This is a genomic window from Ruegeria sp. G7 (assembly GCF_056535465.1).
Map to the genome: position 1 here is coordinate 3,117,410 of NZ_JBQFIL010000001.1, position 11,769 is coordinate 3,129,178.

The 11,769-nt window shown below is 61.8% G+C and carries 9 protein-coding genes; 7 read left to right on the top strand and 2 right to left on the bottom strand.

Annotation, left to right across the window (positions count from 1 at the left end; all coding sequences use genetic code 11):
- Positions 1-14 precede the first annotated feature (14 nt).
- From ACR3EN_RS15680 to ACR3EN_RS15700, 5 genes are all read left to right on the top strand, one after another.
- Positions 15-1,532 carry a class I adenylate-forming enzyme family protein gene (locus tag ACR3EN_RS15680; RefSeq protein ID WP_480820084.1) on the top strand — a complete coding sequence of 506 codons (1,518 nt, stop codon included), beginning with the start codon at positions 15-17 and terminating at the stop codon, positions 1,530-1,532.
- A complete protein-coding gene (locus ACR3EN_RS15685) occupies positions 1,529-2,188 on the top strand; it encodes a DsbA family oxidoreductase (RefSeq protein ID WP_480529689.1) in 660 nt (219 codons plus the stop codon). Before ACR3EN_RS15680 ends, ACR3EN_RS15685 begins: the two co-directional genes overlap by 4 nt.
- 73 nt (positions 2,189-2,261) lie before the next feature.
- A complete protein-coding gene (locus ACR3EN_RS15690) occupies positions 2,262-3,470 on the top strand; it encodes a multidrug effflux MFS transporter (RefSeq protein ID WP_480819893.1) in 1,209 nt (402 codons plus the stop codon).
- Between the two features lie 59 nt (positions 3,471-3,529).
- Complete coding sequence (locus tag ACR3EN_RS15695; RefSeq protein WP_480819891.1) at positions 3,530-5,194, top strand: tetratricopeptide repeat protein; 1,665 nt, start codon at positions 3,530-3,532, stop codon at positions 5,192-5,194.
- Positions 5,191-5,868, top strand: coding sequence for an SH3 domain-containing protein (locus ACR3EN_RS15700; RefSeq protein WP_480819889.1), 678 nt, complete (start codon positions 5,191-5,193; stop codon positions 5,866-5,868). The genes ACR3EN_RS15695 and ACR3EN_RS15700 overlap by 4 nt, the downstream gene beginning before the upstream one ends.
- On the opposite strand, the gene mfd is transcribed toward ACR3EN_RS15700, so the two are convergent.
- Positions 5,865-9,320 carry a transcription-repair coupling factor gene (gene mfd, locus ACR3EN_RS15705; RefSeq protein WP_480819887.1) on the bottom strand — a complete coding sequence of 1,152 codons (3,456 nt, stop codon included), beginning with the start codon at positions 9,318-9,320 and terminating at the stop codon, positions 5,865-5,867. The genes ACR3EN_RS15700 and mfd overlap by 4 nt on opposite strands.
- Positions 9,321-9,338: 18 nt before the next feature.
- Positions 9,339-9,866 (bottom strand): component of SufBCD complex, encoded by a 528-nt coding sequence (locus ACR3EN_RS15710; protein WP_480819885.1) that lies wholly within the window; start codon positions 9,864-9,866, stop codon positions 9,339-9,341.
- A 120-nt stretch (positions 9,867-9,986) separates the two neighbouring features.
- Between ACR3EN_RS15710 and hemB the strand changes: the two genes are divergently transcribed.
- Both hemB and ACR3EN_RS15720 read left to right on the top strand, forming a co-directional pair.
- On the top strand, positions 9,987-10,985 hold the full coding sequence (gene hemB / locus ACR3EN_RS15715; RefSeq protein WP_480819883.1) for a porphobilinogen synthase: 999 nt from the start codon (positions 9,987-9,989) through the stop codon (positions 10,983-10,985).
- 143 nt (positions 10,986-11,128) lie between these two features.
- Positions 11,129-11,701 (top strand): lipid-binding SYLF domain-containing protein, encoded by a 573-nt coding sequence (locus ACR3EN_RS15720; protein ID WP_480819881.1) that lies wholly within the window; start codon positions 11,129-11,131, stop codon positions 11,699-11,701.
- Positions 11,702-11,769 lie beyond the last annotated feature (68 nt).

The window sequence follows — 11,769 nt, forward strand, 5'->3', positions numbered from 1 at the left end:
GTAGCCCTTTGACCATGTTGTCGATCTTTGATCAGGGGCCCTTTGCGCCCTGCCCCAGCCCGTTCAATCTGGCCGCGCATGTTCTGCGCCATGCCAATGATTGTGCGGATAAGACGGCGCTGTCGGTTCTTGGTGTGGAATCTGCGCAGGATTGGACCTATGCCCAGCTACAGGCAGCAATCCTTGGCACCGGAACCGGGTTGCTGCAGGCAGGTCTGACGCCCGGTGACATCGTGCTGATGCGGCTGGGCAATACGGTCGATTTCCCGATTGCCTATCTCGGAGCCATCGCCGTGGGACTGGTGCCAGTGCCCACATCCTCGCAACTGACTGAGGCTGAGACGGCGGGCATCCTGCGCGATCTCAACCCGGCGGCTATCCTGCGCGACCCGGACGTGTCCTGCGCCCCGCACCCCCGTCAAATCACCCTGTTCGATCTGACCGAGATGCGCCACCTGCCCCCGGCCCGTTTTGACATGGGAGACCCCGACCGGCTGGCCTATGTGGTCTATACCTCGGGCACGTCAGGCAAGCCCCGCGCCGTGGCCCATGCGCACCGGGCGATCTGGGCGCGACAGATGATGGTCGACGGCTGGTACGGCCTGACGCCAACGGATCGGTTGTGCCATGCGGGCGCGTTCAACTGGACCTATACGCTGGGGACCGGGTTGATGGACCCGTGGACCATGGGTGCTACGGCGCTGATCGCTGAACCCGGCACCGATATCGCCGCCCTGCCCGGGCTGCTGAACCAGCATCACGCCACGATCTTTGCCGCCGCGCCCGGCGTCTATCGTCGGATGTTGCAAAACCCTGAACGCCTCAGCCTGCCTAACCTGCGCCATGGCCTCAGCGCGGGCGAGAAGCTCTCGCGCCATCTGCATGAACTGTGGGTGCAAACCACCGGCACCGAACTGTTCGAAGCCTATGGCATGTCCGAATGCTCGACCTTCATTTCTTCCAGCCCAACCCATCCGGCGCGTGGTGACGCGTTAGGCCAGCCTCAAACCGGGCGTCGGATCGCGATCGTTGGGCCCAACGGCCCGGTCCCACAAGGGCAAGAAGGCACCATCGCCATCCATCACGACGACCCCGGTCTGATGCTGACCTATCTGAACGCGCCAGACGAGGCCAAGGCCCGAATGCAGGGCAACTGGTTCCTGACCGGCGATCAGGGGGCGATGGCGGCTGACGGCCAGATCACCTATCTGGGTCGTGACGATGACATGATGAATGCAGGCGGCTATCGCGTGTCCCCGGTCGAGGTCGAATCCGCCCTCTCGCACCATCCCGGCATCACGCAGGTGGGTGCCGCTGCGGTCGAGGTCAAAGAGGACACATTCGTGATCGCCGCCTTCTATACCGGCCCGGAAAAGCTGGACGAAGCGGACCTGCGGACCTATGTCGAGACCAAGCTGGCGCGCTACAAGCAACCGCGCGCCTTTGTTTATCTCTCCGCCCTGCCCACCGGAGGCAACGGCAAACTCCTGCGCCGCGCCCTGCCGGCCTATTTCAAGGCGACGTCCGAATGACACAGACCGTTAAGCTTGACATCATGTCCGATCCGATCTGCCCGTGGTGCTATATCGGCAAGACCCATCTGGACAAGGCGCTGGCCGAGGTCCCCGACCATCCGTTCGTGATCGAATGGCACCCGTTTCAGCTGAACCCCGATATGCCCGACGCAGGCATGGATCGGCGCGAATACCTTGAGCGCAAATTCGGCGGCAAAGACGGTGCCGTCCGCGCCTATGCGCCTGTGGTGGAGCATGCCGAAAACGCAGGCCTGAAGATCGATTTCGAGGGGATGAAGCGCACCCCCAACACGCTGGATGCCCACCGCCTGATCCATTGGGCCGGGATCGAGGGCAAGCAGAACGCCGTGGTCGACGCGCTGTTCAACGCCTATTTCGTCGAGGCGCGCGATATCGGCGACCATGAGGTTCTGGCCGACATCGCCGACAGTGCCGGTATGGACGCCGCCGTGGTGGCGAAACTGCTGAAATCCGACGCCGACCGCGAAGATATCCGCACCCGCGATACCCATTCGCGCCAGATGGGCGTGAGCTCAGTCCCCACTTTCATCGTCGCCAATCAACACGCTGTTCCCGGCGCGCAGCCCCCTGAATTATGGGGAAAAGTGATCGCGGACATCATGTCTCAACTTGAGGCTTCCCCTGCAGAATAGCACAGACCTCTGTGCATTTCTGATCTAGTCCGACACCCGGCCCCGTGATAGCGCTGCCGGGAAGGAGCTTCCCATGACCAACCGCATGTCACGGGGCGAGTTCATTGCGCTGGTCGCAATGATGTTCGCCACGATTGCCTTTTCGATCGATTCCATGCTGCCCGCCCTGCCCGAGATCGGGGCCGAGCTGAGCCCGACTGACCTCAACAAGGCGCAGCTGATCCTGACATCCTTCGTGCTGGGCATGGGGATCGGTACGTTTTTCACCGGACCGATCTCGGACGCGGTGGGACGCAAGCCGGTGATCTATGGTGGTGTGGCCTTGTATATTCTAGCCTCTGCCGTCGCATGGGCCAGTTCCTCGCTGGAGCTGGTGCTGGCCGCGCGCGTGGCGCAGGGGCTGGGTGCCGCCGGTCCGCGCGTCGTCGCGATGGCAATCATTCGGGACCTGTTTGCGGGACGCGAGATGGCGCGCATCATCTCAATCGCCATGATGATCTTTACGCTGGTCCCGGCGATTGCGCCGCTGCTGGGTGCGGGCGTTATTGCTCTGGTTGGTTGGCGTGGCATCTTCGTGTCGTTCATCCTGTTTGCGTCGATCATCGTGCTTTGGATGTCCATCCGGCTGCCCGAATCCCTGGCCCCCGAGAACCGTCGCCCCTTCCGGTTGCCGCTGATGATCGCCGCGGTGCAAGAGATGATCACTCATCCAACCGTGCGCCTGTCGATCCTTGTGCAAACCCTTTGCATGGGGCTGCTGTTCACCATGCTGACGATGGTGCAACCCATTTTCGACGTGGTCCACGACCGGGCCGAAAGCTTTCCGTTCTGGTTCGGATTCATTGCGCTGATTTCGGGTTCGGCCAGCCTGCTGAACGCGGCGCTGGTGGTTCGCGTGGGTATGCGCCGCATGGTGACATGGGCCTTGGGTGGGCAAATCCTCATCACAAGCTGCGTCATCATCCTGAACATGACCCCGCTGTCGCCTGACGCCTCGTTCGCGCTGTTCGTTGCCTGGCAAACGACCGTCTTCTTCATGGCGGGCATCACCATGGGCAACCTGAACGCCATCGCGATGGAGCCGATGGGCCATATCGCGGGCATGGCAGCCTCGGTGATCGGGTCGATTGCCACGGTTCTGGCGGCAGCTATTGCAGCGCCTGTGGGTCTGCTGTTCGACGGCTCGATCACTCCGCTGACGACCGCAATATTGATCATGTGCATCGTGGGCTTCGGTCTGATGCTGCATATGGGCCGGATCGAAAACAGACTGCCCGCCTGATCTGTGCAGATCGCCTGAATCGCGCTAACCTTCCCCTCAATTCTTGGGGAGGGGGCTTCATGAGCGACTATTACGATCTGGGCACATATTCCTGTGCTGTCACCACGGCATCGCCCGAGGCGCAGCTTTGGTTCAATCGCGGGCTGGTCTGGACCTACGGCTATAACCATGACGAGGCCGTGGCCTGTTTCCAGAAAGCTGCCGAGCACGACCCCGACTGCGCCATGGCCCATTGGGGCGTCGCCTATGCGGCGGGACCGAACTATAACCTGCCCTGGGATTTGCGCGACGAGCAAGGCCAGACCAAGGCGCTGGCGACCGCTTATGACGCGACGCAACGTGCGATGGCATTGCTGGACGGATGCACGCCGGTCGAACAGGCGCTAATCCGCGCCCTGCCCGCGCGCTACCCGCAGCGGGACCCGACCGAGGATATGCACCGCTGGGATTACGACTATGCCGACGCCATGCGCGACGCCTTCGCCAAGCAATCGGGTGATCTGGACCTGCGCACGATCTACGTGGAAGCGCTGCTGAATCTGACCCCGTGGCAAATGTGGGACCTGAAAACCGGCCAACCCGCTGAAGGCGCAGCCACGCTTGAGGCGCAAGAGGCGCTGGAAACGGCGATGGCCGACGACCCGGCCGCCATGTCACATCCCGGCCTGCTGCATCTCTATGTCCATCTGATGGAGATGTCGCCCACCCCGGAAAAAGCGCTGAAAGCCGGGGATATCCTACGCACTTTGGTGCCCGATGCGGGGCATCTGGTGCATATGCCTACCCATATCGACGTGCTCTGCGGCCACTATCAGAACGTGGTTCACTGGAACGCGCAGGCCTCGGTCGCCGATCTGAAATATTACGAGCGTGAGGGCGCGTTCAACATTTACACCGGCTATCGCCAGCACAATTACCACTTCACCATCTACGGGGCCTTGTTCCTTGGCCAGATGGAACCGGCCCTGCGCGCCAATCAGGGGCTTTGGGATACCACGCCCGAAGATATGCTGCGGATCGAAAGCCCGCCCATGGCGGATTATTTCGAAAGCTATATGTCCATGGGTCCGCATATCCTGATACGCTTTGGTCGCTGGGACGAGGCCAAGGCGCTGGAGCTGCCCGAAGACCCCGACCTATACCGAACGCTGACCGCGACCACACATTACGCCCGCGCCATCGCGCACGCGGCCACCGGCGACGTGGCACAGGCCGAGGCCGAAGAACAACTCTTCCTCGCCGCCAAGACCTGCGTTCCCGAAACCCGCCGTTTGCACAACAACCGCGTCATCGACCTGTTGGAGATCGCCGCCGAAATGCTGCGCGGTGAAATCGAGTACCGCAAAGGCAACTATGAGATCGCCTATGCCCATCTGCGCCGCTCGGTCGAGTTGGACGACACCCTGCCCTACGACGAACCATGGGGCTGGATGCAGCCCACGCGCCACGCGCTCGGGGCGCTATTGTTTGAACAGGGCCACACGGACGAGGCCGAACAGGTCTATCGCGAGGATCTGGGGCTTGGCGGCACGCTCAGCCGGGCGTCGATCCACCCGGACAACGTCTGGAGCCTCAAGGGTCTGCATGATTGCCTGAAAGCACGCGGGGAAACGGTAGAAATCCTGCAAATCAAACAGCGGCTTGATCTCGCCTTAGCCCGTGCCGACCGTGCTGTTGGCGCCTCCTGTTTCTGCGCACAAGCCGCGATGAGGGCCGCTGAATGAGGATACCACTTCTGATCGCAAGCCTGCTGATTGCCGACCCGGCCTTTGCTCAGCGTCAGACCTTTGCGCCTGCCGACGAAGCAGATCGCGATCCCTCTCTGGTCGCGTTCCGCGAAGACCTGCGGGCCAAGATCGCGGCCCGCGATACAGACGCCGTTGTTGCTGCCGCCTGCGACGACATCTATCTCAGCCACGGCAGCGCTGGCGGTCGGGACGAGTTTCGCATCAATCTGACAGTCCCGCCCGAGACACTCGCCGAAGAGTTTCGCGACGAGGCAGACGAACTACGAAACGCCTTTTGGACGGATTTGCAGAACACCCTGTCCCAGCCCGGGTACTTCGACGATCTGGGAGAGTTCTGGATGCCGAGTCACTGGCGCATCACCCTGCCTGCGTCGCTGGATCCGTTTACGGCCTATTTCGTGACCCACGAAGATGTCACCCTGCGCCAAAGCCCGTCGATCGGGGGCGCGATTCTGGGCCTGATCAGCCATGAGGTCGTGATCGTGCCAGACTACCAACCGGATGAGACCTATCAGAGTGTCCGGCTGACGGATGGAACCTCGGGCTATATGCACAGCAATTTTCTTGCGTCCATGGTCGGCTACCGTGCCGCGCTGGTGAAATCCGACGCGGGCGACTGGCAGCTCTGTACCTTTGTGACTGGCGACTAGGTTTTCGCTTTTTTCTTCTCGGCCACGACCTTTTCCGCCAGATCGCGCGCGATGGCAAAGGCCCCTTTGATCTTGTCGCTGTCCTTCTTCCAGTCGCGCCGGACTACGATCTTGTTGTCCTTGACCTTGGCCAGCCCGCGCTGGTTCTGGATGAACTCGACCAATCCCTGGGGCGAGGCGAATTTGTCATTATGGAACTGGATCGTCGCGCCTTTCGGCCCTCCGTCCAGCTTCGCGATACCTGCCCGTTTGCACATCGCCTTGATGCGCACGACCAGCATCAGCGTGTTGACCTCTTTCGGCAGCGTGCCGAAACGGTCGATCAGCTCGGCGGCGAACCCTTCCAGCTCGACCTTGGTCGAGAGAGACGACAGGCGGCGATAGAGCCCCAACCGCACATCCAGATCAGGCACGTAGTCCTCGGGGATCAGAACCGGGACGCCCAGATTGATCTGCGGCGCCCATTGGTCATCGGCATCCGACAGTCCTTCCATTTCGCCGGCCTTGATCTTGGCAATCGCCTCTTCCAGCATCGACTGGTAAAGTTCATAGCCCACATCGCGCATCTGGCCCGACTGCTCCTCACCCAGCAGGTTCCCCGCGCCGCGAATATCGAGGTCCTGAGACGCCAGCGTGAACCCGGCCCCCAGCGTGTCCAGCGAGCCCAGAACGCGCAGGCGCTTCTCGGCGGTCGCGGTCAGCCGCGCACGGGGCTTGGTGGTCAGATAGGCATAGGCGCGGGTCTTGGACCGCCCCACCCGGCCCCGGATTTGATACAACTGAGCAAGACCGAACATATCCGCCCGATGCACCACCATCGTATTCGCGGTCGGGATATCCAGCCCGCTTTCCACAATCGTTGTGGCCAGCAGAACGTCATACTTGCCGTCGTAAAAGGCGTTCATCCGGTCGTCGAGCTCACCCGCCGCCATTTGTCCATGCGCGACCACATAGGTCAGTTCCGGCAGCTGCTCTTTCAGAAATTCCTCAATCTCGGGCAGGTCCGAGATGCGCGGGACCACATAGAAACTCTGCCCGCCCCGATAATGCTCGCGCAGCAGCGCCTCGCGGATTGTCACCGCGTCGAACTCGCTGACATAGGTGCGGATCGCCAAACGGTCGATGGGCGGCGTGCCGATGATCGACAGGTCACGCACTCCGGTCAGCGACAGTTGCAGCGTACGCGGGATCGGCGTTGCGGTCAGCGTCAGGACGTGCACGTCCGAGCGAAGCTGTTTCAGCCGTTCTTTGTGACCCACGCCAAAGTGCTGTTCCTCGTCGATGATCAGCAGTCCAAGGTTTTGAAACCGGATCCCCTTGGCCAGCAGCGCATGGGTTCCGATCACGATGTCCACGGTCCCGCGCGCCAGCCCGTCACGGGTTTGCTGCGCCTCTTTCGCCGAGACAAAGCGCGACAATTGCCGCACTTCCAGCGGAAAGCCCCGGAACCGGTCCTTGAACGAGGCCGCATGTTGGCGCGCCAGCAGCGTGGTCGGTGCAATCACCGCCACTTGCACACCGGACATGGCGGCGACAAAGGCGGCGCGCATGGCGACTTCGGTCTTGCCAAAGCCCACATCGCCGCAAATCAGACGATCCATCGGCGCGCCGGAATGCATGTCCTCCATGACTTCCGAGATGGCCCGCAACTGGTCGTCGGTTTCCTGATAGGGGAAGCGCGCGCTGAACTCTTCCCACGCGTGTGGAGGTGGGTCCATGACCGGGGCTTTCCGCAATGCGCGTTCGGCGGCGATGCGGATCAACTTGTCCGCCATCTCGCGGATGCGCTCTTTCAGCTTGGCCTTCTTGGCCTGCCATGCGCCACCGCCCAGACGGTCCAGCAGGCCTTCGTCATGACCGTATTTGGACAGCAGTTCGATGTTTTCGACCGGCAGATACAGCTTGGCCTGTTCGGCATATTCCAGCAGCAGGCATTCATGCGCGGCCCCGGCGGCGGTCACGACCTCCATCCCCTGATACCGCCCGATCCCATGATCCACATGCACCACCAGATCACCCGGAGACAGCGATTGGGTCTCGGTCAGGAAGTTCTCGGCCTTGCGGCGTTTCTTGGGCTGGCGGATCAGGCGGTCGCCCAACACGTCCTGTTCTGAGATCACCGTCAGATCGGGCGTTTCGAAGCCGTGCTCCAACGCCCAGACAGCCAGATGCAGCCCCCGTTTACCGACGCGGGTGCCATCGTTGGCAGGGATCGCCTCGGCCAGACCTTCGTCCTCGATCAGGCCGGTCAGGCGTTCCCGCGCGCCTTCGGAATAGGACGCGATCAGCACGGGGCCTTTCGCCATCTTGTCAGTGATATGCGCCGCCAAGGCACCGAACAGGCTGATGCTTTCCTGCTGACGTTCGGGCGCAAAGTTGCGTCCGATCCGCCCACCCGCGTCGATCACACCCGGGCCGCTGGCCTGCGGCAAAGGGCTGAACTGCAGCACGCGACGGTCACCCACCGCCTGCTCCCACGCTGCATCGTCCATATACAGCAAGCCCGGCGGGGTCGGCTTATAGACCGTATCCATACGCGAGCGGTTTTCGAGCGCGAGCTTTCGCGTCTCATACTGATCGGCAATCGTATCCCACCGCGCCAACCGCGCGGGTGTCACCCGATCGTCCACGGTGATCGTCGCATCGGGCAGATAATCGAACAGGGTTTCCAACTTTTCGTGGAAAAACGGCAGCCAATGTTCAATGCCCTGATGTTTGCGGCCTGCGCTGACCGCCTCGTACAGGGGATCGTCCGTGCCTGCAGCGCCAAATTCGATGCGATAGTTCTGTCGGAACCGGGTGATCGCAGCTTCGTCCAGAATGACCTCGGACACCGGGGCCAACTCCACGACATCAAGCTTTTCGGTGGTGCGCTGTGACACCGGGTCAAAGCGGCGGACACCGTCCAGAACGTCTCCGAACAGGTCCAGACGCACGGGGCCGGAATCGCCCGGAGGGAAGATGTCGATGATGCCGCCGCGGATCGCGTAATCGCCGGGCTCCATCACCGTTGGGCTTTGGATAAACCCCATACGGACGAGGAAGTTACGCAGCGCCTCTTCGTCGATGCGATGATCCACGCGCGCGGTAAACGCCGCCTCGCGCAGCACCTCGCGCGCGGGCACACGTTGGGTCGCGGCGTTCAGCGTGGTCAGCAGAACGAACCGATCGGGCATCTGATGCACCAGCGCCGCCAGTGTCGCCACCCGCGCCGCCGAGATATCGGCATTGGGCGACACCCGGTCGTAGGGCAGACAATCCCAGCCGGGAAACACGAAGACCGGCATGTCGGGGGCAAAGAAGGCCAGCGCGGCGCGCATCGCCTCCATCCGTTTGTCGTCCCGCGCGACATGGCACACCGGGCCGCCCGAGCGCGCGATCTCGTTCAGAACAAGCTGCGCGTCGAACCCCTCGGGGGCACCGCCAACAGTTACGTGGTTCGGAGCCGTCATCGCATTGCCTTTCCGAGCTTACCAGCCCAAGAGGCCGATCGAGAAGTTCTGGTACATCCCCCACAGGGAGGTGATCAAGATCGAAATCATCCCGATGATCTGGGTATAAACCCGACATCTGTTCAGCGCCTTCGACACCACAGCCAGCGTCGGTTCCTGCCGACGCAGCCGCCGGGCCGTCGCGATATTCACCAGCATGACGAAACACAGCGGAAACAACAGCAGGAACACGGCCTGCGCAAACTCGACGCCATACAAAAAACCAAGCAATGCCAGCCCGGTAAAGACGAAACAGCACAACGCCAGAATGACCAGCCCGGACACATCGACGATATGCAGCAGCCGGTTTCCATTGATCCGCACAATGTCCAGCAGGTCGCGCTCGGTCTGGCCCCCAACGCGGCGCGCGCGTACCACCAGATCGTAAGGCACCCCCATGACCCAATGGCTGGCCGAGGACCACAACACCGCCAGCCCGATCCAATACCACAGATTCGAGAAGCTGCGCATGTCGATGAGTTCGAAAATCGAAGAGTATATGTCCAAGCGTCAGCCCTTTATTCACCGTCCGCAGGGACCCTCATCACACTGACGCGTCCATTGTTACCCTTGAGACCACGTGCAATTCATGCCACCCAATGCGCAATTGTTCAAGGAGAGCGCGCCATGAAACCGACCATCGCCCCCTATCCCCTGACCCGCTTTCGCAGAGCCCGTCAATCACCGGCCATCCGGGGGCTGGTGCGCGAAAACACTCTGACGGTGGATGATTTCATCTGGCCGGTCTTTGTGCGCGATGGTGAGGGGATTGAAGAACCCGTGCCGTCGATGCCTGGCGTCGTGCGCCGCTCGGTCGATCTGATCGCGAAGGCGGCGGTCGAGGCGCAAGCCCTTGGCATCCCGGCGATCTGTATCTTCCCCTATACCGATCCCAGCCTGAAGACCGAGGATTGCGCCGAGGCGTGGAACCCCGACAACCTTTCAAACCGCGCCATCCGTGCGATCAAGGCGGCAGCGCCGGATATCGCGGTGATGACTGACGTGGCGCTGGACCCCTATAATATCAACGGCCATGACGGATACGTTGTGAATGGCGAGATTGTGAACGACCAGACGGTCGAAGCGCTGGTGAAGATGACTCTGGCGCAGGCAGAGGCCGGGGCGGACATCATCGGCCCTTCGGACATGATGGATGGCCGTATCGGCGCGATGCGCAACGCACTTGAGGCGGCGGGGCATCAGAACGTGATGATCCTGAGCTATGCCGCAAAATATGCCAGCGCCTTCTATGGCCCGTTCCGCGATGCGGTGGGCGCGTCGGGCGCGCTGACCGGGGACAAGAAGACCTATCAGATGGACCCTGCCAATTCGAACGAGGCCCTGCGCCTGATCGAGCGTGATCTAACCGAGGGCGCGGATATGGTCATGATCAAGCCGGGGATGCCCTATTTGGATATCTGCCGCCGGGTGAAAGACAGCTTTGGCGCGCCGACCTATGCCTATCAGGTCTCGGGCGAGTACGCGATGATCCAGGCGGCTGCGCAAAACGGCTGGATTGATGGCGAAAAGGTCATGCTGGAAAGCCTGCTGGCCTTCAAACGCGCGGGCTGTGACGGCATCCTGACCTACTTCGCGCCCGAGGCCGCGCGCATCCTGCAGGGCTAAAGCCTGAGTTTGTCGCAATTTTTCGCCGATCTGCTGCGATGGCAGCGCAGCTTTCCCGTGACAGGCGGGCGCAATCGGCGTAAACTTGCACATAAGATCGGGAACACCCGACATATCAGGCACATACACAGAGACAGAAAAACATGAGCAGTTCCAACTCCCCCCGACTAAGCCGTCGTGGCTTTGCCTTTGGCATGGCCGGACTGACCCTGACTGCCGCCTGCGGCAACGGTGTCGGCAACTCGAACGCGGCCACCATCGACGCGCGCGTCGATGCGACGCTGACCGAGATGTACAACAAATATCCCAACACACGTGAGATCGCTGACAAGGCCAACGGCATGCTGGTCATGCCGCTGATCACCGAGGCCGGGTTCATCTTTGGCGGTGCTTATGGTCAGGGCGCGCTGCGCATTCAGGGCGCGACGGTCGACTATTACTCGGCCATCTCGGGCAGCGCGGGTCTGCAGATCGGCGCGCAGCAATATGCGCATGTGCTGTTCTTCATGACCGACGATGCGCTGAACGATTTCCGTCGCTCTAACGGTTGGACCGCCGGAGCCGATATCGGCTATGTGGTCGACGCGACCGGAGAATCCCTGTCCACCGACACCACCCAGCTGCGCAAACCGGTACTGGCAGCCGTCTTCGGGCAGGCTGGCTTGAAATTCGGGGCAACGGTCGAAGGCACCAAATACACGCGCATCATCCCCTAAGCGCGACGAGACCACCCTCCCCCCTCGAACGGCCCCGCTACATCTAGTGGCGGGGCTTGGTATTTTGC

Excerpts from the sequence above, each read along its gene's own strand:
- ACR3EN_RS15680 (WP_480820084.1), top strand. The coding sequence starts at position 15 with ATGTTGTCGATCTTTGATCAGGGGCCCTTTGCGCCCTGCCCCAGCCCG.
- ACR3EN_RS15685 (WP_480529689.1), top strand. The coding sequence starts at position 1,529 with ATGACACAGACCGTTAAGCTTGACATCATGTCCGATCCGATCTGCCCG.
- ACR3EN_RS15690 (WP_480819893.1), top strand. The coding sequence starts at position 2,262 with ATGACCAACCGCATGTCACGGGGCGAGTTCATTGCGCTGGTCGCAATG.
- ACR3EN_RS15695 (WP_480819891.1), top strand. The coding sequence starts at position 3,530 with ATGAGCGACTATTACGATCTGGGCACATATTCCTGTGCTGTCACCACG.
- ACR3EN_RS15700 (WP_480819889.1), top strand. The coding sequence starts at position 5,191 with ATGAGGATACCACTTCTGATCGCAAGCCTGCTGATTGCCGACCCGGCC.
- mfd (WP_480819887.1), bottom strand. The coding sequence starts at position 9,320 with ATGACGGCTCCGAACCACGTAACTGTTGGCGGTGCCCCCGAGGGGTTC.
- hemB (WP_480819883.1), top strand. The coding sequence starts at position 9,987 with ATGAAACCGACCATCGCCCCCTATCCCCTGACCCGCTTTCGCAGAGCC.
- ACR3EN_RS15720 (WP_480819881.1), top strand. The coding sequence starts at position 11,129 with ATGAGCAGTTCCAACTCCCCCCGACTAAGCCGTCGTGGCTTTGCCTTT.